At 44.4% G+C, this 25,993-nt stretch carries 18 protein-coding genes; 13 read left to right on the top strand and 5 right to left on the bottom strand.

Annotation, left to right across the window (positions count from 1 at the left end):
• The first annotated feature begins 25 nt into the window (after window positions 1–25).
• From ACJJIL_RS03135 to ACJJIL_RS03125, 3 genes are all read left to right on the top strand, one after another.
• Window positions 26–1,450, top strand: coding sequence for a hypothetical protein (locus ACJJIL_RS03135; RefSeq protein WP_444911452.1), 1,425 nt, complete (start codon window positions 26–28; stop codon window positions 1,448–1,450).
• A 481-nt stretch (window positions 1,451–1,931) separates the two neighbouring features.
• The gene (locus ACJJIL_RS03130) at window positions 1,932–3,236 is read left to right on the top strand and encodes a hypothetical protein (protein ID WP_445361186.1); all 1,305 of its coding nucleotides are present in this window, start codon (window positions 1,932–1,934) and stop codon (window positions 3,234–3,236) included.
• A gap of 869 nt (window positions 3,237–4,105) precedes the next feature.
• The gene (locus ACJJIL_RS03125) at window positions 4,106–5,422 is read left to right on the top strand and encodes an autotransporter outer membrane beta-barrel domain-containing protein (RefSeq protein WP_445361185.1); all 1,317 of its coding nucleotides are present in this window, start codon (window positions 4,106–4,108) and stop codon (window positions 5,420–5,422) included.
• Window positions 5,423–6,266: 844 nt separating this feature from the next.
• Here ACJJIL_RS03125 and ACJJIL_RS03120 read toward each other — a convergent pair.
• On the bottom strand, window positions 6,267–7,106 hold the full coding sequence (locus ACJJIL_RS03120; protein ID WP_282931394.1) for a right-handed parallel beta-helix repeat-containing protein: 840 nt from the start codon (window positions 7,104–7,106) through the stop codon (window positions 6,267–6,269).
• A 1,177-nt stretch (window positions 7,107–8,283) separates the two neighbouring features.
• Here ACJJIL_RS03120 and ACJJIL_RS03115 point away from each other — a divergent pair.
• From ACJJIL_RS03115 to ACJJIL_RS03095, 5 genes are all read left to right on the top strand, one after another.
• Window positions 8,284–8,394, top strand: a complete 111-nt coding sequence (locus ACJJIL_RS03115; protein WP_353057086.1) for a hypothetical protein — start codon at window positions 8,284–8,286, stop codon at window positions 8,392–8,394.
• Between the two features lie 511 nt (window positions 8,395–8,905).
• Entirely contained in the window at window positions 8,906–10,264 is a 1,359-nt protein-coding gene (locus ACJJIL_RS03110) for a hypothetical protein (RefSeq protein ID WP_282931393.1), read from the top strand.
• Window positions 10,265–10,392: 128 nt separating this feature from the next.
• Entirely contained in the window at window positions 10,393–10,599 is a 207-nt protein-coding gene (locus ACJJIL_RS03105; protein WP_445361184.1) for a hypothetical protein, read from the top strand.
• A gap of 235 nt (window positions 10,600–10,834) precedes the next feature.
• The gene (locus ACJJIL_RS03100; RefSeq protein ID WP_445361183.1) at window positions 10,835–12,058 is read left to right on the top strand and encodes a hypothetical protein; all 1,224 of its coding nucleotides are present in this window, start codon (window positions 10,835–10,837) and stop codon (window positions 12,056–12,058) included.
• A 238-nt stretch (window positions 12,059–12,296) separates the two neighbouring features.
• The gene (locus ACJJIL_RS03095; protein WP_444958573.1) at window positions 12,297–13,268 is read left to right on the top strand and encodes a NosD domain-containing protein; all 972 of its coding nucleotides are present in this window, start codon (window positions 12,297–12,299) and stop codon (window positions 13,266–13,268) included.
• A gap of 147 nt (window positions 13,269–13,415) precedes the next feature.
• Here the strand turns inward: ACJJIL_RS03095 and ACJJIL_RS03090 are convergent, their stop codons facing one another.
• Window positions 13,416–15,842, bottom strand: a complete 2,427-nt coding sequence (locus ACJJIL_RS03090) for a glycoside hydrolase family 19 protein (RefSeq protein WP_445361182.1) — start codon at window positions 15,840–15,842, stop codon at window positions 13,416–13,418.
• A gap of 846 nt (window positions 15,843–16,688) precedes the next feature.
• On the opposite strand from ACJJIL_RS03090, the gene ACJJIL_RS03085 reads away from it, so the two are divergent.
• A complete protein-coding gene (locus tag ACJJIL_RS03085; protein WP_444915616.1) occupies window positions 16,689–17,642 on the top strand; it encodes a hypothetical protein in 954 nt (317 codons plus the stop codon).
• Between the two features lie 109 nt (window positions 17,643–17,751).
• On the opposite strand, the gene ACJJIL_RS03080 is transcribed toward ACJJIL_RS03085, so the two are convergent.
• Together ACJJIL_RS03080 and ACJJIL_RS03075 are read right to left on the bottom strand one after the other, a co-directional pair.
• A complete protein-coding gene (locus ACJJIL_RS03080) occupies window positions 17,752–18,258 on the bottom strand; it encodes a hypothetical protein (RefSeq protein ID WP_444915615.1) in 507 nt (168 codons plus the stop codon).
• 282 nt (window positions 18,259–18,540) lie between these two features.
• Complete coding sequence (locus ACJJIL_RS03075; protein ID WP_507021886.1) at window positions 18,541–20,046, bottom strand: MFS transporter; 1,506 nt, start codon at window positions 20,044–20,046, stop codon at window positions 18,541–18,543.
• Window positions 20,047–20,074: 28 nt separating this feature from the next.
• Here ACJJIL_RS03075 and ACJJIL_RS03070 point away from each other — a divergent pair, with 28 nt between their 5' ends.
• The gene (locus ACJJIL_RS03070) at window positions 20,075–20,509 is read left to right on the top strand and encodes a helix-turn-helix domain-containing protein (protein ID WP_282931385.1); all 435 of its coding nucleotides are present in this window, start codon (window positions 20,075–20,077) and stop codon (window positions 20,507–20,509) included.
• A gap of 20 nt (window positions 20,510–20,529) precedes the next feature.
• Here ACJJIL_RS03070 and cueO read toward each other — a convergent pair whose 3' ends face one another.
• The gene (gene cueO, locus ACJJIL_RS03065; protein WP_444915613.1) at window positions 20,530–22,101 is read right to left on the bottom strand and encodes a multicopper oxidase CueO; all 1,572 of its coding nucleotides are present in this window, start codon (window positions 22,099–22,101) and stop codon (window positions 20,530–20,532) included.
• A gap of 236 nt (window positions 22,102–22,337) precedes the next feature.
• Here cueO and ACJJIL_RS03060 point away from each other — a divergent pair, with 236 nt between their 5' ends.
• The 3 genes from ACJJIL_RS03060 to ACJJIL_RS03050 all read left to right on the top strand — a co-directional run bounded on the left by ACJJIL_RS03060 (window position 22,338) and on the right by ACJJIL_RS03050 (window position 25,304).
• The gene (locus tag ACJJIL_RS03060) at window positions 22,338–23,072 is read left to right on the top strand and encodes a tetratricopeptide repeat protein (RefSeq protein ID WP_444915612.1); all 735 of its coding nucleotides are present in this window, start codon (window positions 22,338–22,340) and stop codon (window positions 23,070–23,072) included.
• Window positions 23,073–23,098: 26 nt separating this feature from the next.
• The gene (locus ACJJIL_RS03055) at window positions 23,099–23,602 is read left to right on the top strand and encodes an endonuclease V (protein WP_444915611.1); all 504 of its coding nucleotides are present in this window, start codon (window positions 23,099–23,101) and stop codon (window positions 23,600–23,602) included.
• 343 nt (window positions 23,603–23,945) lie between these two features.
• Entirely contained in the window at window positions 23,946–25,304 is a 1,359-nt protein-coding gene (locus ACJJIL_RS03050; RefSeq protein ID WP_444915610.1) for a hypothetical protein, read from the top strand.
• The last annotated feature ends 689 nt before the right edge of the window (window positions 25,305–25,993 follow it).

Genomic DNA, 25,993 nt, shown 5'->3' with positions numbered 1-25,993 from the left:
AATCATTAAATGAAAGGAATCATTTATGAAAACATCAGCCTTTGCAATCACTACCTTAGCGTTAGCCATTTCCGGTATTGCGTATGGTGACAATACTTATATTGTCAATCAAGAGGGAACTGGAAATATGGCCATGGGGGACCAAACTGGTGCCACTGATAGTTTAATCTCGCAGACTCAGATTGGAGACAATAATGATGCCGAGGCAATACAATTCAATGCCACCAGCAATGGAACCATTATCCAAACCCAGCAGGGAGACAACAACTTCGCGAATAGTGAGCAAGACGGCAGTAGTAATTCTTCAGCCGTCATTACTTTGATAGGAGACAATAACAGCGCGTGGACAGATCAAATATCAACCAGCAATAGTGTAATGCAGAAAACGTTAATCGGCACTGATAATTTCGTTTCTTCAACACAGGAATTCACCACCAATACAACCATGACATACACCATGATGGGGACCAATAATGGCAGTGGCTCCATACAGGAAAATACGACGAATACGGTAATGACCTTCACAATAACGGGAACCGACAATAATGGCGGATCAATACAGGAAAATACCACCAATACTACAATGATCTATACCATTAGCGGAACAAGCAATATTGGTAGCTCTCCGCAAAGGGACTCTACCAATAGCTCAATGCAATTTACTATGATTGGCACCGATAATATTGGTTCTTCAGGACAGACCAATATGGATGAAGCATTTCTGAACGTAGTATCCATCGGTGATAGAAATATTGGTACATCAGGCCAGTGGGATAGTTTTAATAGCAGTATCAGCGTCTTTCAAATGGGTGATGATAATACCGGCGGAGGGGTAGATGATGATGGCAGCTCAAACACTTCAGTCCAATTAACACAGATCGGCAATTTCAATTCAGGGTTTACCGTACGAGGCCAAAGTTCTGATCAATTTACTACAGTTGAACAATATGGAAATGACAATATCTTTGGTTCCACAGATGACAATGCCAATAACAGTGTAGGTTCAAACCTTCAGCAAGGTGACAACAATAGTATTTCTGTTAGCCTGCAAACTGTATCTGATAATAACTACTCCATCAGCCAAATTGGTAATGGCAATGATGCGGATCTGACACAGACCGGCTCCAACCACTCGGCTGAGATAATTCAAATGAGTGAATTAAACACAATAAATGCGGAGCAAACCAACTTCAATGCCGACCTTTACGCCTCACAAGATGGCGAGGACAACTTGATTAATTCCCTCCAAGACGGAGACAGTATTTCAGCCACCCTTAACCAGAGCGGCAATCTCAACGAAATAGATCTGACTCAGAGTGGATCTTCAGATATTGCTACATTGTCTCAGGATGGCAATAGCAATTTCCTAATGGTAACGCAGACCGGTTTTAGCGATACAATCAGTGTCACCCAACTAGGTGACAACAACAGCGCCACCTATATGCAGTAAAAAAACCAAGGGCCTTGCAAACCTCTTTGCAGGCCCTATCAGACCTTATTAGACTTTCAAATACTGACAAGACAGTTTTGAAATTATCGGCTTGAGTTTTTCTTACTACTTTCTCAGTACTTTTATCCTATATACATCTCACCGCTCATTGACAATAATTTTTGGGGACAATTTAATGGTAGATATCAGCAACAAACATTTCAATTGTCACTATTGCTTTATCAGTGCAGTACATCATAGGCTTTAATTTAGTACAAAGCAGTACAGTGTACGTTTGGAAGTTCTATGCTTTATCCCAAATAAACGAAGAGTTCCCCCACCTGGCATAGTCAAGTTTTAATGCCAAAAATATGGTTTGAAGCCAATACAAAAAGGCAGCACCAGCGATGATTTTAAATTTAGCTTTAACGATGAGCTATAAATCTAAGTCACCCACTAAACCAAACCTTAGTCACAGCGTAGCTCGAAGAGGAATTCAACAATGAAATTCAAAGCCACAATTGCCGGATTATCCACCCTTGCTGTGATACAGCTAGCACAAGCGAGCAACACCTACATAGTCAATCAAAATGGTAACAATAACACTGCCATGGGGGATCAAAGTGATCCCACCGTTGCCAACAACCTAATTGTGCAAACCCAAAATGGTGATAATAATACAGCTGAGGTAGAACAAATCATAAATAGCAATAATGCAGTGATCACTCAGACTCAAATTGGAGATGGAAACTTAGCCACAGCAAGCCAAGAAAATAGCACCGACACAATCGATACCGTCGTACAGATGGGGAACAATAACGAAGTCGATTCCTTTATGCAAAATGATACCGCGAGCACCAATTTCGTTTTTCAAAGTGGTGAATTGAATTTCACCTCTACCGTTAATTTCAACTCTACATCTAATAGTACTAATGTTTTACAAACCGGAACCGACAATGAAGTTTTCACAGCTCATAGCTTTAACTCAAGTAACAATTCCATATTTGTAAACCAAAGCGGATCTCAAAATACGAGTTCTCCAGGCGCAAGTTTCGATGCGGAGAACAACAGTATTGTCATCTTACAGGATGGATCGTTGAACAATGGGGGAGTTGGGCAAGTTAGTGGCTCTCAATTTATGACAAGTACGGTCATTCAAAGTGGCGATGATAATCTAGGGGGAGCTAGTAATTTAAATAGTAGCTTCGGCAGTACCTTTTCTAATCAAGTGGGAAGTTTAAATTTAGGAAGTTCAAGCCAAATTGATAGCACACAGAGCCATACATTTATCCAGCAAACCGGTACTGACAATTTAGGCAGCATATCGATAAACTCTAGCAATAATGTTAGCGCCTCCATCACACAAATAGGCGACCAAAATATAATTGGTGGTTCAGGCCACTCCTCCAGTAGCAATGGTACTGTAGAGGTCACTCAAATAGGTATTGCTAATGATGCAATTGCTTTCCAAATTATGAGCGACTCGGGATTGTTAGCTATTTCTCAAAATGGAGAACAAAATATGGCCCTGGCGGGGCAAACAGGGATATCTAACATCCTTCTTGGCGTGCAAACAGGAATACAGAACGTACTTTCTATTATTCAGGATGGTGATTCAATTTCTGCCGATACCAATCAGAGTGGCACACTTAATGAAATTGACCTTGATCAGACCGGCATGAGTAGTGTTGCCACACTTACACAAAGTGGTAACAATAATTTTCTACAGGCTATGCAGGCAAATCCATCTGCCTCATCCACTGTGACGCAGTTTGGCGAAAACAATAGTGGTAATATCATGCAGTAACTCACCCACTATTAGCTCAAAGTACACAAAGTAGCGGAATACATGACCATTCATAAAGGACATGCATTAGGAGAAATGCTCATATCATTTACTCCACTTAAGACGTGAATTTCTTTATATGTAGTCGATGATACCAAATGCTTCTGTTTGGTGTCATTTTTTCTGTTAAAAAAGGGTGTAAGTTTATCCCCGGATAATCTTCCTGGATAAATCAAGGCTACAGGGTTAGCCTAAAGCTTTCATAAGCTAGGACTGCAACCTCTATCTAGATTTAAAATTATTCACAACCAGATAAATTTTGATCCATTCTAGAAGAGAAAAATTATAGTGCAAAAAATATCAGTTGGCCTAACTCACTGGAAGTAAACTTTATTACTAGCAGTTACACACTTATCTCTCATTGAAAAGACTCATGCTTCATCAATACTTTTACCAAACTTTCAACTTACTCAGGGAAACCAAAGGCAGTAATCATATATAGGTAGGGTAGAAGATTAAATAGCTCTACCCGGCATTAATAGATTTCAGGAGGTTTAAAGGAGAATTAGACAGTAAGCATGCATTTATTAATCGCAAAATTTTTAGTCCATACTTGATGAAATCTTAAGCATGTTCAGCTTTGATCAATAACAGGCATAGCTAAGTATTAATGCCGATTAGTCAGTTTCGGAAAATTTCTTTTGGCAGCTCTGAAACTTCCCCAAGCAAATATTGATCTCTATAGCGCCAACCTGCTATCAGCTCCAGATAGAAATGGACATTAATGATATTCATTTAAGCTTGTACCTACTCAATTTAAATATGTAACAAGCCTTTTTAAAATTTTGTTTTAGGAAAATGACTACACTAGAGAAGTCGAGGTTTTATCAATGAGAATGTCTTCGTATATTCCAGCAATCCCATGCATTTTAGCAATTAGTATCAGCGCTGCGGCACAGGCTAGTAATATATATATTGTAAATCAAACAGGCAATAACAACATGGCTATGGGAGACCAAAGCGATCCCACCGTTACCAATAATTTGATTGTACAAACCCAGAATGGGGATAATAATACAGCAGAGGCGGAACAGATCATTAATAGCAGTGACGGCGTGATTATTCAGACCCAGATTGGAGATGGAAACTTAGCCAACGCGAGCCAGGAGGATAGTACAGGCACAACGCTGACAACCTTACAGGTAGGTAATACTAACGAAGTTACATCCAGTATGCTTGGTGACTCCAATAACACCAACTTTGTCTCCCAAACCGGTGAAATCAATTTTGCTGAAACCGTAAACTTTAACTCCAGCTTAAACAGTACAAATATTGTTCAGGTTGGTACTGACAACCAATCAGCAGCTTCTCATTTCAATAATTCAAATAACAACTCCATATTTATTAGCCAGGATGGATCTGAAAATATTGGTTCTGCATCTGCAAGCCTTAATACAGACAACACCACCTCCGTAGTTTTACAAACTGGATCACTTAACAACGGTGGAATTTCACAGTTCGACAATTCTGACTTTATGACAAGCACTGTTATTCAAAATGGCACTGATAACTTGGGGGGGAGCAGTAATTCAAACAGTAGTTTTGGTAGTACTTTTACTAATCAGGTCGGGAACTCAAACCTTGGGGGCTCAAGCCAACTTGACAGTACACAAAGCCACTCGTTTTCCCAGCAAATAGGGAATGATAATTTAGTAGGTGGTGTGCAGGCACTTTCAAGTTCCAATGTAATCGGCTCTGCAACCCAAATCGGCGATCAAAATATCATTGGAGGTATGGGCCATTTTTCCAGTAGCAACGGTATTGTAGAAGTCACTCAGATAGGCATTGCCAATGATGCAATTGCTTTCCAAATTATGAGTGATTCATCAATATTAACCCTTTCACAAAATGGCGAACAAAATATGGCCTTGACTAGCCAAACTGGATCATCAAATAGCCTTCTAAGTACGCAAACAGGTACACAAAATGTCCTCTCTATTTTTCAGGATGGTGATTTGATTTCTGCTGATACAGACCAAAATGGTACGCTCAACGAAATCGATCTTAACCAGACAGGTATGAGTAGCTGGGCCACACTCTCACAAAGTGGAAATAATAATTTTCTACAGGCCATGCAGGCGAACCCATCTGCCTCAACTACCGTGACACAGTTTGGAGACAACAATAGCGGAAACATAATGCAATAATATGCCTGGCTTCAAGCTCACTTTAATTTCATAGAAAAATATTTAGTGATCATAAATTGGGGATTCACTGAACTGATACAATTATTGAATATATATTATTCTGTTTTGTTATCATATCTATCGTCTCAGTGCATCCCCAAAACTACTATTTCTTATAGAACCAACCATCAGCACATTGAATATCGTGGTAATACCACAAAAAGAGGCAATTTAAAATTACACCCACACTTACTCACACTCTTCGGTTTGTTTGCGCCCCCAAATTACCGAAACACTACAGCATCGCTGCACTCACATAGTACTCTCCAAAAAAGTCCCCTCTTGAAAATTTCAAATACCTGGCTACATATACGCCATCAGACATCCATCGTATTTTAAGTGGTGAACTTAGGAATATATATTTAACATTTAGATCATGCTTACTAACCGCATACCTGCTATTCAACTCAACATCCTATTAATGCCTAACTTTTAAAATACTCATCTAATCTTCCACATCAAAATCTCATACATGGAAACATATCAACATTTAGATGCAAATATTATTTAATTCATACAATAACATTTAAAGTGAAAAATACACGCCTGAGAGCCCTTTACAAGATACTCACCTTAGAGATATTTTTATTTTAATTAAACCTCTACCACATTTCACTATAATAGATATAAATATATTTATATTATGCTATATAAAGGAAGCTCATATATTTCATATACGAGCCCCTAATAGATTGCTGATTGATAAGTTTTATAAAAAAATTAAGTAAATCGATCTATAAAATTCCACAAAACGTTACCACCAAATTTAACAGCCCATGGAAAAGAAATTGTCTATTAAGAATTGTCAATCCAGGCAATCTGGATCTTTAGTGAGATATTCATTGTTTACCCAAATATTAGTACCACTGCAATCAGGGTCAACTGTATCCCTCAGATCAAAAGGATCATTACCAAGAGAAGAGTTCGCAGAAATAATATTGAAGTTGGAATTAGTAAAAATAAGAACTATACCACCATCTTGGCTATCACCGTTGCCATTATCGGTAGTTGTGTTCTGTGATATCACATTATTTGACGATCCTTCTATCAGAATACCAGCCCCTCCATTTCCACTTGAAGTGTTGTTAAAAACTCGTGAAAAACTATCATCCACCTGGATTCCGTCGGCAACACTACCTGTTACGGTACAGCCAGAAAAAGTATTGTAGTCATCATCCATATCGACTCCGACTCTACCACTATCAGTAATAACGCAGTCATTTATAGTATTGTAAATACTATCTATATCTATCCCATCATTAACACTATTAACAACTTCGGTACCAAGTACTTTGTGATACCCCTCTCCCTCTAAGAAAATTCCATCAAAACAGCCATCTATAACGCCCCCAGTGAGGGTGGCGCCATTGCCTTCGATTCGAATTCCTGCACCACCTAGATCTCCTCCTGTAGTACAGGTCAGGGAATAGTCGCCCATATTTAAGCTGCCACTTGGGCCGACAATAGTAAGTGCATCAGGTTCATCGGTAGTTAGATCACAAGATAAGTCCTCAGTGAGCACTTCTGCAGTTGTAATTACATCGCCACAAGCCACTTCAGCCAAGGCAATTGATGAATATGAAGACGCCGAAAAAGCCATTATCGCTAATAGTGCCACCTTATCTACAGACTGCTTAATTTTCACATCCAACTCCTATCAGTTCAGAATAAAGAATACATCTCAGCACAGAGATACTGAGTCCCCTAAGTTTGGATGCAATAATAGCTTCCACCATAAGAAAAATTGCCTAAAATAATTGACGTTCGAACGAATAAAAAACTACGTCATTCTTTTGAAGAAGCTAGCGCAGCCATATCGATAGCAACGATTAAAAATAGAATCTTAAGCTGGCGCAATTACTTTTTAATGATTACTAGCATTTAATCCAGAACACCATACTCTGATCCAATTTTGGAAAGTACGATTTTATTCGCCAGCTAGTGCATGCAGCTTATTATGAAAAACTTAGGTTATTTATATAAAATTTACTCATGATAGAAGTACTAACTTCGGGAAACTGTTACTTAATGTTCGGTCATAGAAAGGAATTATCATGTACACCAAGGCTGGTATTTACGTCGCTCTATCTTCATTTATTGCCACAAATTCTTTGGCTGAAGCAAATAGTACATCACTGTATCAGTAGGGTAGCGCTAACAGTGCCACTACTGACCAAAGCGATATTACTAGTATTGGCTACCAGATTGGCGATAGCAACCAGGGAAGTTCACTACAAGACTCCATTACTAACAGCCATTTTAACTATATCCAGTTAGACCATCAAAATAACGCCCAAGGTGTTCAAACCTACTCTAAAAATGCTTCTATTTCTATCTATCAAAAAAACACAGAAAATTCTGCCACTAGTTCACAAGGTAATATTATTAATGGAGAAATGCAATTTCATCAGATAGGACTTAGTAACAAACCAACAATACTAGATTCAAACAATGGCTCTAATAATAGTACACTTTCCGCTCAAATCGGTGATACCAATCAAAACTAGGTATTTATTAGCACGACAAACTCGGCCATAGACTATATCAAGAAAGTTGGTGCGGACAACCAGGTTTTTCTAATTCACAGTGTTAGTGATAATGACAAAGTAGAGATTATACAAGCTGGGGCCAGGCACACTATCGATATTAGTCTTATCTCTACAGCTAATAATGAGGTCATTATTAATCAACTCGGCAGTAGTAATATTAAAACAGTGAATTTGGGCGGCACAAGTAGCGAACTGCAACTACTGCAGGAGGGATATATTAATAGTTTAAACGTCACTTAGAGTGGAGAAGAGACTCACCTCTACACTCACCAAATAGGTAGCGATCATAGGCTCAGTCTAACCCAGAGTGGGAGACAAAATACTGTCGAACTCTCCCCAATTGGTAGCAATAACTTTATACAAATGATGCAAACTGGGGGTTAATAGCAGTGCTGACATACTACGAATAGGTGGTGACAACAGCGCAAACTACCAGCAGCAATAACCTAGCCCTTTCAAGGTTGTCTCGAAAGCTGTGCTGATCGGTGAGCTGATGTGATCATCAGGGCGCAACCTCCCTATATTCTTGTCAATCTATAAAATATAGATCAGCCCAGTACGTAGTCAGTCAAAACATAAACTCGACTTTATTCCTAACTTTGCCAAACTAAATTCTCATAGCTACATACCAATTCATCGACAAAAATTAAAGTAGCCTTTGATTGATCTGACGCTATAAATCAAATGGCTAACAACCCAAACTATGGCTTTAAACCATATCATCGTGTAGTAGAGTGATATTTTTTATGTACTAGCCTCCACTTTAGATTCCCAATCATTATTGACCGCACATAATTTTTCGTAGAAACACGAAAAACACTCTGCCTTTATATGGATGTTAAAGGCAGAGTATATGCTTACCACCCAAAGTCCAAATTGGTAAAGGAGTTATCCAATGAAGACCTATTCCCTTATAGCCACGGCCTTATCCTTTATGATCAGTGGGATTTCCTATGCGGAAAATACTGTCATCCAGAACCAGATGGGTACAGATAATAACGCGACAGCTGATCAAAGTGATCCGACCGTATTTGATAACCTTATTGTGCAAACACAAATTGGTGATAACAACGACGCTGATGCCAGTCAAACTAATGGCAATGTCAGCGGCGCCATTTATCAAACACAGCAGGGGGATAATAATAGTGTCACCTCGACACAAGATGCCACAACCAGCACTACGGCATCAGCACTCCAGGTCGGGGATAACAATATCGTTTTAACCAGTCAGGAAACCGCTTCAAACGGTAGCAGTGAAATCCTCCAGAATGGTGACACTAACTTTGCCAGCTCTGAACAAACCTCCTCAGATTCTGATTCTATTTCAATCAGCCAGTATGGCGATCAAAACCTGGCTACTAGTACTCAGGACACGAGTTCCAGCAATATTGTAGTCATTACCCAATCCGGTGACTTAAATATTTCAACTACATTGCAAAACACAGCAAGCTCTGGTAACAGCGCTACCACAATTCAATTCGGGCAACAAAATGCTGCTGGGATATCTCACCTTAACTCCTTTACCAATTCAGACTTGATAAGTCAGGTTGGTGATTTCAACAATGCCTCAATTAACAGAAACACCTCAAGTTCCGATAGTGCTATCGTAGTACAGTCCGGAGACTCCAATTTTGCCAGTGCTACTAGTTTTGATACTGCAGACAATACATTATCCATCTACCAATATGGGGATAATCAATCAGCGGTTGCCACACAAAGTAGTGCTTTTGAAAGTAACATTTATATTAGCCAAAGTGATGACAATAATATGGCTTTGGCAACACAATCAGGAGCCAGTGACAACATTGAAATTTATCAGTCAGGCTCATCCAATATGGCTACAGCCTTACAGGCGTCGACTGACAATAGCTCCAATATTATTTCCCAGGACGGTACACAAAACGATGCTACTGTCACACAAAGCGGTTCATCGGATACATCCTCTGTTGAACAAATTGGAAATATGAATATGGTTTCAGCTAGCCAATCAGCATTCAGTGGCTCACTGGATATCACCCAGGAAGGTGATGAGAACGAAATTACCTCAACACAGGATGGAGATATGGAGACAGCAACCATGCTGCAGGCAGGTAACTTGAATTTGATTGAGTTGGCCCAGAGCGGCATGCAAAACACTGCAACATTATCTCAAGACGGTAGCAGTAACTACATATCGGTTACGCAAACTGGCTTTAATGATGCTATCAGTGTTACCCAACTTGGAGACGGCAATAGCGCTACATTTATACAGTAGACTGATAGAGACTTTCGTTAAGGTGCCCTTTGGGCATCTTAACCTACTCAATATGCAAAAGTTAATGAGCACATCGCCTAAACATCACCATATGCTGTCATAGAGATTTTGTAGTCAAGGAGTATCTTATGAAAATCTCTTCCTTCCTTACCGATTCCCTGGCGCTGACCATCAGCAGTGCTGCTATCGCCGAGAATAATTTTGTTACTTCACAGCAAGGTAGGGCCTTTCTGAGCACCGCTGTAACACAAAATGGCAGTACCATGAGGCAGACAATACCATACGGATCTGAGAAATTTGATGATATTAATCCAGATTGGCTGCTGTCATTCTGAAGAAATTTCACAAAGTGTATGTAAACCAAACTTCATTTACGTTACAAATTGGTAATGCCAACTTTGCCAGTGTGCAGCAATAGTTATATCCAAAACTCACAGGATTAGGCTCTGTATGCAGTATCGTTCATCGGCAGAGCCTCTAGTGGATATCAGTGGTCAATTCGATTTACAAGGAGGAAGCAGTAACTGAACGGACAATGATTTAGGGATTTTTAGTTTAAAGGAGTAACTTATGAAAATCTCACCACTTATCTTTAGCTCACTTGCGTTGGCAATCAGCAGTGTGGTTTTTGCCGAAAACAATTTTGTAATCCAAAACCAAACTGGCATAGGTAATACCGCCACAGCCAATAATGCAGACTCTGATGTTAACAACAGCTTAATAGTACAAACTCAAATTGGAGTCAATAACAGCGAGGATGCCCTCCAAATTGATGGAACCAGTGAAAGCACCATCGTGCAAAGCCAGATCGGTGTCGCCAATGACAGTGAGACTGCCCAGGAAAATACCAGTAATGGGCATATCAACACTTCTCAGACAGGGGATAGTAACAGCGCTAATGCTGGCCAGGGAAGCTCATCAGACGGATCGATTATCGTCAATCAAATCGGCGTATCGAATACCGCTACCTCCCAACAGGTTGTGACCTCTTCAATCTCATCACTCACCACTCAAGTGGGAGAACAAAACTCTGCGGAAATTTACCAGGAGAATATAAGTTCTGCTAGTGGCACACTTCAACAATTTGGAGTATCAAATACGGGGAATATTCTGCAACTGCTAAGGTCTGGTAGCACTGGAACTCTGCTTCAGGTCGGATCATTAAATACAGGCCGTATTGATCAAATTGACAGCGACACCGCTCAAGGATCTATCACACAAATTGGAGGTAATAACTACGCAAAGATCTCTCAACTGGATGCCAATTCTGATAGTGCAGAAGTATTACAAACTGGCACTCAGAACTCCGCTGAAACCACCCAGACTATTAGCAACTCTAATAGCGTATTTATTGCCCAGTTAGGAACCTTAAATACAGCAACTACTAATCAGAATCTATCTGAAGATGGCTCCCTAATCGTAACCCAAGGCGGTTCAGGAAATAGTGTTGAAGCCGACCAAAATACACTGATTAGTAGTGGTGAGATTGCTCAGCTCGGAAGCCAAAATGCAGTGGATACTGATCAATTAGGGCTTGATGTACACTTGCTGGTTGCACAAATCGGAACAGCTAATGCCGTCAGCCTACAACAGGATGGCGTTATTCTCAGAACAGATGTTGCCCAAATTGGTAATTCCAATGAAGCAATGATCTCACAAAGTGGCCTGAATAACTCCATCACACTCCTACAAATCGGCGAAGGGCATTACAAGGAGATATCACAATCTGGTGAAGGTCATTCCTCTTTCACGATCCAAATCGGCAGCGCCAACTTTGCCCAGGTCACACAGTAGGAGTAAACCGGCACCCCTATTTTTAAGTAGCTCTTGAATATGTTGTAACACCATGCCGCCAATATCCTTTGTGATATTCGGCGGCATTGTAGTTTATTAGTCCTGTTGCATATTTCCACCTTATACGCAAGGCGCAGTCACGATACCACAGAGTAAAAAGAGTAATCTGCACGTATAAAAACAGTCTGTCCAGGAAGTTCTGAGCCGCTAATTATTCCTACTTGTTTGGCTGGAATCTATGCAAATATCAATAACATGCACCCATTTCCCACGCCTGATCTCCGTCATCTATTACCTCACCCTCCAATCAATCATATCTATATTTTTCTCAGAAGATCCGCTCAAAGGATCTCTTTTAAGCGCCACCTTAAAGCAACTGACAGAGAAGAACCCCATGCAGGCAGGAAAATATTTCCCGTTAATTTTTGCATCCGTGCTTTTACCAACCCTATCTTTTGCTGACGTTCAGTGCGGCGATACCATTACCAGCGCTGAAATAATGACTGAAGACATATTATTCTGCACTGCTATGCCGCCAATCACCATATCCGGTCCTAGCGGCAATCTGGATATGAACGGGTTTACCGTGCACTGTGCCGAACTTCCCGTGCTAAATACTGGCATTATTTTGTCTGGTCAGGGGGCTTTTCTCTCAAACGGGACTATTGAAAATTGTTATACCGGCGTCAGCGCAGAGGACTCGGGATTTCATGGAATTTACAATATCCTAGTGCAAACTAACGAAATAGGTATTTCCCTAACCAGCAATAACAACTTTGTTAGCAGTTCGACAATTTCTTTAAATACCGAAATGGGTATCTCTTCCGATGGGGATTTTAACAGCATACTTTCAAATGAAATTGTAAATAACGAGAGGGACTCTATTGTTATCCAAGGGGACTATGCACTCGTTTCGCAAAACACCATAGAGCCAGTAACTGGAAGTTTCGTAACAGGAGAGAATGGTATCGTTATCGGAAGCTCGTCCGGGGGTATTATTACGCAAAATACCGTTTTAAATATTATGTTTAGCGGCATATTGATGCAGGAGTTTGCGCAAACCAATTACCTTATCACTGGCAACAGAGTTGATGCGGGCGGCTTCGGCATTGGCTTCGACCTTAATGACGCCAATGCGGATGCCTGTACGTCTTCCAATACATGGATCTCTAACACTTTTACAACTGCTAACCCCAACTGCCTGGATTAGAATTTTGTCTAACAGGAATGTATATGCCTGTAGATAGGTTTGGAGAAAGATAACACCGAAGGAAAGGCAATAAAAAAGTGACTTGGCTGCGGGGGAGAACCAAGTCACTGAAAAGGTTTGGGTGGGGGCTATTCAGCCCCCTGGTTTTTAGTCTTGGTAATCGATGGTCATATCAAAGTTGCCCTCAACACACTTGGCATAATCGCCCTCATTCAGTGCTGAGTAGGCAGTCTGGTAATTCACCAACTGACATGCGTAGCTCTCATTATTTGGGGTATCTGCAGACCATCCCCAATCTTTATCCCAGTAAATATCCAGGGAGGCTGCACCACCAGTCTGGAACTGCCCCATATTGGCACAACCGAGTTCTTCATCTGCCGGAATTTCTACACCGAAGTATTCCGCTGTGCTCTGGTAGTACTCGATCCGGTACTGTGAGCGGTAGTCTTCAGTACCAGAACTACATTCGATCGCTCCATTAATAATATTGGTGGTAACACCGAATCCAGAAGTCAGGTTATTAGCCAGATCCACACTGTTCGGTTCCCAGGTACCATCGATTACATGCAATATGCTTGGCTTGGGTGGCTGTGGATAGACGAAGAAGAAGATGGAGCTTGCCAGGTTCAACCAGGTATCCGCTACCAACTCCGGTGCTTCCAGCAGGGTGTAAATATCACCGTACATCGCCTGGGAGAAGGGACCATAGTTATAGTTCCAACTCAACTGCTTGGCGCCGCGGCCGAAGTAACTCTTGTAGCCACCATCACTATTGATCGCACAGGGCCATGCTTCAGCTGCCCAGCTGCTGCTGGCATCACAGGCGCCGTAGCCACCGGAAGTATCTTCAGTCCAGCCAATTTCCCGCAACCAGTACAGGCCCTGGCGCCATTCCGGCACTTCCCAACCTGTTGCGTGGGCACCGGTTTCCTGGGCGTAGTGTGCAAACATTACCGCCATCGACTTGCGACAGATCGCCTCGGCATCACGGCCATCGGTGTAGTCACCACAGAAAGCTGGGAACTTGGCTACGGCTCGGAGGAAATTGGTGTAAGTGTACTCTTCCGCTCTGAGGGCGAAAAGGTAATCCCAATCTTCTTCAGACAGGATGCTCTCAACGCGGAGGACATTTTCAGGGTTTGCACTGCGGCCAGGTTGCACCGCCTCAACCACGGCGTTGTCCCGGGTTTCGACAGTATCCTTTACTTCCTGAAGCAGGGAATCACTGCTGGTAATCGACTCTTCTGCAACTTCCAGTTCGCTGATGCCCATCACATAGCCATCGGCTGCGGCACAGCCATCCTGGCTAATGGAGACCTCGTCCACATCACTGGCTTGGGTGGAGTCAGAGGCCGTCAGCTGGAAGGTATAGGTTACATCGCTGTATACCTCAGACAGGGTCACTGAGGTAGCGCTGCCGGTATAGTTGGTCATCTTTACAACCGGGCCACTGGTTTGGCTCCAGATGTAAGAGATATCGCTGCCACCGGTACTGCCAGAGCCATCCAGATTAACCATTCCACTACAGCCAACGTTGATACTTGAAGCCGAGATATTTGCGGTTACTGAACTCTCAGAACCATCGGTATTATCATCATCCTCGTCTTCATCGGTATCGTCCACCGCGAGGTTTTGCACGGTTACCTGTGCTTCTTCTGTAGTGTCACCATCACTGACGATTAGGCTAAAGACATAGCTCACATCAAAAGTGCTTGATGGTAGGGTAACAGTGGTGGATGCGCTGGTCGCAGAAGCAATATCTGCTTCAGGAGAGGCCGGGGATAATTGGGCCCAGCTGTAAGATAAATTGCCCTCGCCACCGGAGGCACTGGCATCAAGTGTTACAGTGCCACCACCGGTAATTTGTGTCTGCGACACTGAGGCACTGACCGTAATCGGAGTGCCGTCGGAATTATCGCTGCCATCGTCACTGTTGTCGTTATCGTCGTTATCACTGCCGCCATCGTTGCCACCGGTGCCGGTGTCGTCATCTGAGCCGCCATCACTGGAGCAACCATCCGCTTCCTTAAGAAGCCAAGGGGAACCCCAGGTATTTTCAGCCGTTAATGCATCGGTGGGGTGGTCGTCACCATTAGCCCACCACTGGGCAACAAATAAGTCGCCGTCGTAACAAACTTCTTCGCCTTTGCGATAGTTTTGACCGGAAATATAAGTATCGGAGCCACCAGTGCCACCACCACTGCCGGAACCTGCATCATCATTGTTACCAGAATCCGTATCTCCGTTATTACCGGTATCAGTATCATCATCAGAGTCGTTGTTATCACCATCACCAGAATTGGAGTCATCGCCACCACTGGTATCGCACGCACCTGACTCCTCCAAAATCCAGGGGGAGTCCCAGCGGTTTTCTGCTGTCAGGGCATCCGAGGGAATTTGAGAAGCTGTTGCCCACCATTGAGCTTTATATAAGTTTCCCCCGTAGCAAACCTGGCTGCCACCGGAATAACTCTGCCCCGCAACGTAGTCGTCGGCGGGTTGTGCCGCACTCAAACCTTGAGCGCCCAGCATCAGCGCCGATGCTATGGCTGTGCGAATAAAAATATGGCTCATAGAATCTCCAATTGTCGTTTTTAGGGTTCTATTTAAAGTTTTACGCGATGAGGCAAATACCAAACTGCCAGGTATTATTTGCAAAAATAGAGATCAAGAGCTTGTGTGAATAACGTATAACGGAAGGCATTAATAAATAGAGCAGACATTCTTGGCATAAATATTTATACACTGCCAGGATGCTCTAAATTGAAAGGAACCCACTTCCCATCCCCGTTTTTATTTACTCAACTGGGTGCAACTGCCCCTACACCTTTAATAATTATCACAAACACTTACTTTATTTCTGTACGCTGTTCAGATAGCCCCATACGTACTCAGCAGTTTCGATAAATAGCAAACAGAATGGTTCCAGATTTAAACAGAATATTTCGTGACCATATCGACACAGGTCACGTGCGCCAGTGAGCAAATGTCTAAATTCAAGATCAAAGGCACGTAAAAAGCGGAAATTATAGGTTTTTAAATCTACACAAAACCATAAAAGAGAAAAATTTTACCAATAACAATACAGGATCAAAATGTAAGGATAATTACCTAGCCAACAGACACCAATAGATAAGTTCATGGCGCTTTACATCGTCTAAGTGAGAAAAAGTTCCCAATCTAATCAGGAACCACAACTGATAAATACAGTTTGTCACAATTCCTGTATCTTTCGTCAGTGACTTTTCTCTCAAAATAAAAGTACTTCTGGCCCATAGTATTTCCCTCACTCCATGGCGACACTTTAGATCGGCAATATCAGCAGTAATAAGCCGTAACTGACAGTCACTTATCCTTTGGCTAGCACCCCGTGCCCCAAGCAGGAAAGAACTCAAATTAGTTCAACAAAGGGAGATCTTTGTGAAGCCTTACGCTATCCTTTTTTCATCCACAATTCTGTTGTTAGGTACTCTTAGCCACGCGGACACAAGTACTGCCACTGTAGAGCAATACGGCGATAGCAATCTGGCAACAGCCGAGCAAGCCGACTCAACCATTGAAAATAACTTAATAGAACAAAGGCAAACGGGTAGCTCCAACTCTGCCGAAGCGATGCAATCTGTGAATTCATCCTTGGGCTACATACTTCAAATGCAAACTGGAGACAGTAACAGCGCCATCGCCAGCCAAGAAGAAAGCACTTCAACCACGGTGCAAATTGTGCAATTGGGTGATAATCAGACCGCACTCAGTACCCAGATACTTACCACTACGACTAATGGGGAAATCTATCAGGAGGGGCTATTGAATAACGGTAGACTCTTCCAAAGTGACTCCATTGGCAATACAGGCTACTTGTTCCAATCTGGACAAAGTAATATGGGGTTTGTTCGCGCCACAAGTGGTGACTTCCACTCAGGCTCACTTCTCCAAACAGGAACCTTGAATGATGGTGCCCTAATTCAACTACGCGGTACCTTCTATACCTCTACCGTGACACAAAACGGAATAGGAAATGAGGCGACCAGCTTGCAGAACTTTGGCGAGTCCCTTATTAGTGAGCTCACCCAATTAGGTGATGGTAACAATGCCATTCTCTGGCAAATATTCAATGAAAACAGCTACGCCCAAACAAGTCAGATCGGATCAGACAATATCTCTTCCTCTCGACAAGAAGGTGAACTCATGAGCATCACCACCACACAGGAAGGTATGTTTAATGAGGCTGTTGCATTTCAGGAGGGTACTTCGAGTTTCGCCTTATCTCAACAAAATGGGCTGGATAATTTTATTGATATTTCACAGAGTGAAGTCAATGGAAATATCTCAGCCAGTCAAGTGGGCAATGGTAATATCGGGATGATATCCCAATAATAGAGATTAAGATTTTTAATCGAGAGTTTTGATTGTACTGGGCTTAGGAAACGTCCAATCGATAATTGCCCGTTAGCAACTGGCCAGCGGGCAATTGTTAAACTCTTGCTTAAGATGCAAACACCCTAAGACGTCCCTCACGCTTCTCCTCGCTAAAGTCACAACTGGTCAACCTAAACATCAATACATATTCGGAAAGGCAATGAGTATCGTGAATATCCCCTGGTAAGAACGCACTACAGTCACCGGGCATCATTTGATAACAGCCTCGGCTCACCAGTTGTTCACCATCGTCTTGATTGAGCAATCCATAGGTAGACATCTCCACTTCACCATGTTGTACCGCGTAAAATACCCAGCCATTGCCATGATTATGTGGTGGGCGATAGAGCCCACGAGGCTCCACATGAGCCAGTAAGATAAAACCCTTATCTTCATCCCGGTATAACTCTACACTGGGTTCTTGGCGACCGTGTAGATCAGCCAACCATGCTTCATCAGAATTTGATACTGCCAATTTTCCCAGGGCTTCTCGACATCTCACAATCGATGAAGTATCAAGTCCCTGCCAATTCGCTTTAAGTGCTTCAACACACTGTCTCAAAGAATTCGTCACTGATTGGTCCTCCTAAAGCTCTCTCGATATCTTGTTGAAAATTACTGCGAATCCACAAATTCAAGATACAACTTGAAGCCAGCTTTAAGTCAACCAGATCTATGCCTGAATTTTTAGCTATTGAGGTAGTGGGTGAAGTGTAAAAGCTCTGGACTGGAAAATAGGAATAAATCAGGGAATAGAGATGGGTATTAATAGCTCCAGCAGCTATTAATACCCGCGAGTACTCACTAAAACGAAGCACTCGCTAATGGGTTTACTTTATAGCTCTGGAGGTAATCGTTAATTTTGCGCTCTGGAAGCAAGCTTGCTGGCAAGAATAGACACCACCTGTATTGTTAATGCGGTTAACAAGAACACTGATGCCAGGCGATAAACGGCATTGAGACCATCCGCTATCTGCGACGGGTTCATGTCTTGCAGGGGCTGGCTGGGTACAAGCCCTACAAAAATCACACTCATCACTGAAGCTCCAGTCAATAAACCCAATCCTCGTGAAAGGCTGAGAAACCCGGAAATACGCCCACGAACTTCGGCCCGGGCGCTATTCATGGTCATGGTATTAACTGTCGACAGGTAGGTTCCGTAACCCATTGCCATAGTGACGGAAAAAATCAGATAGCCTACCAAGCCCTGCTCTACCCTGAGCAGCCCCATTCCCATGGCTCCACAAAGTAAAATTACCAGACCCAGTAATACGATACCTCTACTATTGAATCGATCCACGGCTCGACCGGCTAGATTTGAACAAGTAGCCACCATAAATGAACCGGTTGTCATCACCAGCCCTGCGATAAAAAGGTCCAGATCCAGTGCCAGAGTCAAATAAAAAGGCCCTACAATCAGGCTGCTCATTACCGATGAAGCCACCAAAAAGTTTCCAGCCACATTCGCCAAGAATGTCTGCTTTCCAGAAGATTCCGTAAATCCTTCACGCAGGGGTTGTACTTTCTGCCTGACATAAAACAACCCCACACCAAATATCACCGATAGAGCGATAGCAATTCCATTAACCGCTGAATATCCCTCTCCCAATGGTTTAATCGCCAGGGTATAAAAAACAATGCTAAAGAACAGGAATGCTGCGGCCAGGTAGCGTTTGAATCGACTTCTGCCATCAACAACTTCGCCGACTATGTTTTCCGGCAGGGTTCGATATGCCAGGAAAAACACCCCCAATCCCACCGGCACCACCAGCCAAAAGATGGCCTGCCAATTCAGATTTTCGACAATCAAGCCGCCCACGATAGGGCCCATACCAGTCCCAACCGCAGACAGACTGCCCAGTAATCCAATTATCTTTCCCGTTTCACTTTTATCGAAAACGTCGCTGGCAATAGCCATAGACACAGCCACGAACATCGCGGCACCGACCCCTTGTATTGCGCGGAAACAAACCAGGGTCCAAACATTAAAAGACAGCGCGCAAAGTAATGTCGATAAGGTGAATATCAATCCGCCACTTAGGAACAATTTCCTGCGACCCTGCTTGTCGCTGAGACTGCCGGCAATAGGCAGGGTCGCAGTCATACACATCATGTAGGCCACGGTAATCCACTGAGTATTACTGAAGGAAGCTCCTAAGCTTTCGATTAGTACAGGCAGCGCCATATTAATTGCGCTGACTCCCAAGGCTGCGAGCAAGGTCGCCAAACACAAGGTGACCAAGACTCCTCTTTTGGAAACCTGAGCAGCCTCTTGGGAAATTGGGTCTTCGGAATAACTTTTCGCGGTGTGCATAAGCTGAACTTTGACTTGCCAGTAATGACGCGTGAAACTAGCATACAACTTCAAGTGAGCTTGAGGTCAATGAGCGATGAATAACAGGGAAGAACTGGATATACGCGAAGTCTCCAAACTGTCGGGACTCCCCTCTTCCACACTTCGGTATTATGAGGAAAAAGGCCTGATAAAGTCATGTGGTCGTCGGGGAATTACCCGAATTTTTAAAGCCACAGTGATAGAACAGTTGTCCCTTATCTCCCTTGGCCGCTACGCCGGTTTTTCCCTGGATGAAATTGGCGAGATGTTTTCCTCTAATGGCAACCCCGCTATCGACAGGGAGCAGCTCCTCGCCAGGGCCGACGATCTGGAAAAGAATATCCGCCGACTCGAAGCTATGCGCGATGGGCTACGCCATGTGGCCAACTGTCCCGAGGTCAATCAGCTGGAGTGCCCCAACTTCCAAAACCTGATCAGGAAAGCTACCAAGTTACAGCATAAGGAAGACAGGAAACAGAAGCGACGCTGACAGAATAGCAGCGAATAAAGTCAGGAGACACTAAACTCTGTCATCATTCCCGAGTCCTCGTGCTCCAAAACATGGCAGTGCACCATATAGGGCATATCCGGCATCGCCGGCAGCGGGAAACGAACAAATATTTCCGCTTTGCCGCCATCGGATATGGGCATCGTATCTTTCCAGCCACGCATATAGAGTGGCGGTTCTGCATTATTGTATTTCGTGACCCGAAACTGGCAGCCATGGATATGTACCGGGTGTAGCATTCTGTCCTGTCCTTCAGAGATCTCCCAGCGCAGGTCCTTATTCCTCGCAACCTTAAACCCGGGCTCGGTAAATGCAAAGGAAACCCCATTAATCGCATTCGCAGTTAATTGCTCTTTTAACGGCAATGCCGGCCCCTCAGTAATTAGCTTCAATACCTTGGCCACCACATCGGGGTTGGTCGTACCTCCGGCAACCATCTGCGGCAGCCCCGTTGCACCAATCACTGCTTGCGCCTGCTTCTGTCGGTTCATTTGCATCACCAGCTTCTGACTGATTGGTGGCAGGTTTTGGGGAATTGTCGGCAGGGATACCAGGCTCTCCGGCAACTGTCCTTTCCCCTCAGATGTTCCAGGCACCACACTGAGAAAACTGTGAGCCTGATCAAATGGCGGCAGGCGCATTATTGGCTGGGGCACTGGCAGTGTTTGGAAGTCGAAAGGCTTGCCATCGCGGGTATCGATCATTACTTCGTAGCGCTCTCCCGCAGCAATAGGCAGTACATCCACTTTCACTGGTTCCGAGAGAAAACCGCCGTCGCTGGCTATCACGTAGAGTGGACGCTTGTCACTGGTGGCAAGCCGATAGTTGCGCCCGTTGGAGCCATCCAAAATACGAAAGCGCACCCAGCCTTTAGGTGGCCTGACCACCGGATTAATAACGCCATTAACCAGAAGTCGATCCCCACAATAGCCCGCCGCAACCGTCACTTCGTTAAAGCGATGGAAGAACTGACCATCATCGGTAAAGCGGCGATCCTGAATCACTAACGGAATGTCATCCACACCCCACCGCGAAGGTATCGGCAGTGCATCGCCTTCTTCATCATCGATAATAATCAATCCCGCCAAGCCTTTGAGTACCAACTCGGCGGTTGTCGGGTAGAGGTGGGGATGAAACCACAGAGTGGCGGCGGGCTGGATTATGTTCCAATCTACGGTCCAGGTTTCTCCAGGCTTCAATGGCATATAGGGGCCACCATCGGCATTGCCGGGTACGATCAGTCCATGCCAATGCGCAGTTACATTTTGCGGCAGATGATTGACCACGCTGACGGTTACTTTCTCGCCCTTGCGCACCCGTATCACCGGACCTAAAAACGGACCATTGAACCCATAAGTACGCGTAGTCACTCCCGGTAGGAAAGACTGCTTGCCCGGGCGCGCTGCCAATTTAATCCGGCCTTGCCCATCTGCACGCAGCTCTGGGGGAATAGGTAGAGCCTGACGGCGACCCTTCTGTGCCTGGGCAGCTTTGGAAGTCGACATCCCTGTTAGTAAGGCCGCCCCCAATGCGCCAGTGGCAAAACAAAATTCCCGTCGCGACAATTGAGCCATGGGTCCACCTCCCTATGTGCCATAGCTCCAAGTGTCTAAGGCACTGGTCATTTTTATCCCCAGAAATCTTAGACCGCTTATTCCAATGGCCCAGTAGTATATTGCGTCAACTGTGCACTCAATACAGAGTGGTACCCCGGTGCACAACTCCGTGATCCACACCTCTTGTGTTCTAAGCGAACTCGGTTAACCTTGCCCACGAAAAGTTAGTAGCGAAAATAAGAAGAGTAATCCCTATGCCGTTTCTTATTCTATCCATCCTTATTCAGGCAGCTTTTGTAATTCACGTGCTCAAAACCGGGCGCAATACCACTTGGATTTGGGTTCTGGTGATGCTGCCCATGGCCGGAGTTATTGCTTACCTGGTCCTGGAAATCCTGCCGGAATTAAACCAGTCACGCAGTGCCAAAAATGCGCGCAGGACGGTGCGGGAAACACTAAACCCCAATCGGGATATCCATCAGGCTGCACAAGAGTTGTCCCGTTCCAATAATGTGGAAAACTCTATGCGCATGGCCGATGAATGCGTGAAACGCGGCCTTTATCACGAGGCAAAAACTCTCTATGAAAAGTGCCTCCAGGGGGTTCATCAGGATGACCCTGAGCTGATGTTTGGGTTGGCACGCTGTCAGTTTGCTCTCAATCTGTTTGAACCGACCAAGGAAACACTGGACCAATTAATCGAAAAGAACCCCGATTTTAAAAATCAGGATGCTCACTTACTTTACGCTCGTACGCTAGCGGCATTGAAGCAAGTAAAAGAGGCTTACCACGAGTATGAAACGCTGTACCAATACTACAGCGGACCAGAGGCGACTTTTTACTTTGCCTTATTCTTGAAAGATCAATCCCAGGTGGAAAAGGCCAATGTCTTGTTCAATGAAATCCTTGATAAATCCAAAACACTGGGCAAGCACTACAAAGCGACTCATAAGCAGCTGTTAAAGCAGGCAAAACTGGAAGTATCCTGAGACTCAATGGTAAAAAGGCTCCCAATATGATTTTGGCGGTAGATGTAGATTACCGGGACCCCGGAGCAATGGTAGCCGGGGTCGGCTTTGAGAATTGGTCAGCTCCTGAGCCCGAGCAACTCTATCTCAGTAAAATAGAGAGTACCCTGGCCTATGAGCCCGGTGCTTTCTACAAGAGAGAACTCCCCTGTATCCTCACCCTAATCGAGGAGCACAAGATAGAAGCAGAACTGATTGTTATCGATGGTTATGTATTTCTCGGAGGGGAACAAAAACCGGGTCTGGGTGCCCATCTCTACTCCGCTCTCCAGCAGGAAGTTCCCATCATCGGTGTCGCCAAGAAACCGTTTAAGGACACCCCTGTTGAGGCGGAGCTGCTGCGGGGAAAAAGTGTAAAACCGCTGTATATCAGCAGCCTCGGTCTCCCTTTGCCGGAAGCCAAAAATTTGGTGAAAAAGATGCATGGAAACCACCGTATCCCCACTTTATTAAAACGCGTGGACCGCGAGTGTCGAAAGTCCCCACGATAATTCCCGAGAGAATGAGAGGCAGTTATCGCCGCCATTTCCCAGTCACATCCCTGGGACTTTCTTCCTACATTTTCAATACTTATTTCTCATATCCTACCCCTTCGATGCCAGCAATAATTTTTCTATTCGGCGGGAAATAGATACTGAAAGTAAAAGCTACCTGGCATCCGTTTATCCCATAGGGATAATTTGGCGCTTAGATAGACGGCTAGAAGTAGCTAAGATCCCATACTGATGTATTCGGCTCGTAGTTTTTGATGTCCACTTGTGAAGTGCGAGTGGACGATATTCATTAGCAGCCCCGAATGGGCTCCTTGGAAGTTTTGTAGTAAAGGAGTTACTCATGAAGTTATGCGCCAGTATTGCGACACTCGCACTGGTTGCCTTTAGCGGCAATGCGCTGGGCACCAACTCTACTGACTTGGAACAAATCGGTTCAGGTAACTCAGCAAATTCCGATCAAACTGAAGCGGGTTTCGGCAATACTATTATCAAACGCCAAATAGGTGATACTAATACCGCTACTGCCACTCAAAGTGGCGGTGTTATTAACAGTAGTATTCAGAGTTCCCAGATTGGCAGTCAAAATGAGACCACGATATCTCAATCCGGTGGTGCTTCTCTAAGCGCAACCAATACACAAATCGGATCGCAAAATACTTCCGAGATCACCCAAGAACTCTCTCTCGACAGCCAGGTATCTATTCTGCAACTCGGTACCTCCAATGCTTCCACTATCGAACAGCGCTTTGGCAGCGGTAATACCATTACCAATATCCAGGATGGAGACAGTCACTTTTTTATTGGTCGCCAGGAAGCCAGTGCTAACGGCAGCATTTTTGTATTCCAGGACGGCGAAAGGCAAAGTGCTGTGGTAGAGGAAACCGCAGGCAATATAGGCAGTTCCGTTTTAATCTTTCAGTTTGATCGGGACGACTTCGCCACCGCCAGCCTGGTTGCCACAATCGATGGCACCTTGGACATACTGCAGGATGGCAGCGATATCTATGGCGGGCTCGCACAATTTGCCAGTGTCAGCAGCAGTATGACCTTACGGCAAACAAACAATCGCCACTTCGCCTTTGCAACCCAAGTAGACAGTCTGTCCAATGACCTTCTGATTATCCAAAGGCTCGGCGATGCCAATATCACCTCGATTACCCAAACCGGTGCCTTTAATACCCTTGAGTTGCGCCAAAATGGTGGGGGCAACAACGCGGCTTTAGAACAATCCGCATTGAGTAGCAGTATCGATATACGCCAGACCGGTACCACCAACCAGATTACGGGTTCCCAGCTGGGTGCCGAATTCAACTCCATGAACAGCGAACAGTTCCTGATTGATAATGTGGTTGTTATTAATCAAGGCGGCTTACTGATCAGCGCGACCAATGAACAAACCGGTTTGCAGAATGTTGCCAATATCGAGCAGGCTGGAACAGAGGTAGATATATTCACCCGTCAATTGGGTTTCGATAACCGGGCAACGTTCGAACAGGCTGGTGAGTCTCTTTCAATAAGCTCCCGACAATTTGGCGATAGTAATAACATCACCATCACCCAGAGCGGTGACTCCAACTCAGCCTTTAGCCTGCAAATTGGTAACAATCACACCAAGGAAATTACTCAGACGGGTTCTAATGGCCGCGCTTTTAACTTCCAGATCGGCGGCGAGAGTAATACCGGCGTAATCATCCAATAATTTCAGCCAAAATTCAGAAGCCCCCGGTAATACACTGCGGGGCTTTCGATTGCGAAATCTACAGGAAAAAGAAGAAGGGAAAAGTCGCTGTGCAGCCCCGCGAGAGCGGGGAACAACTAGGATGCACTCCGACAACTTCTCCATCGTCGGTTTATCCCCGAGTATTCAGGGAACACCTTGCGCAGAGCACAAAGGCCATGCCTTATCCGGTTTACCCCTGTACAAACAGGGAACAGTCGCGCAAAAGGAGCGCGATCATAGCACACCCTCATTACATCCCCGAGCTTTCGGGGAAACATTTTCAGAACTAATGTCCGTGCGCTATCGGCTACGGTCCAGCCCCGCCCAGCGGGGGAACAAACTCAGGTGTCGGCACAATCCAACCCCACACTCGGTTTACCCCCGCAGCAGCGGGGAATAGCCCGAATAATTACCGTGCAGCTTTGACGATTTTCCACGGTTTAACCCCGCCTGGGCGGGGAACAGCCTCAGTTAAGATCGCCTTATTGCGCAATTACCGGTGCAACTCCGCTTTATGCGGAGAACCTATTCGGAAAGGAGTGTATAACAGGATACCCTCCGGTTTAGCCCCGTATATACGGGGAACAGTATGAAGCTGGTTTAACTATCATCTCACCGGTCGATTTATCTCCGCTGATGCGGGTAACTCTCTAAATATGCCTATTTGC

It is taken from the genome of Microbulbifer maximicatervae (SeqCode), from assembly GCF_052468095.1.
This window is presented reverse-complemented; position numbering and strand designations above follow the sequence as displayed.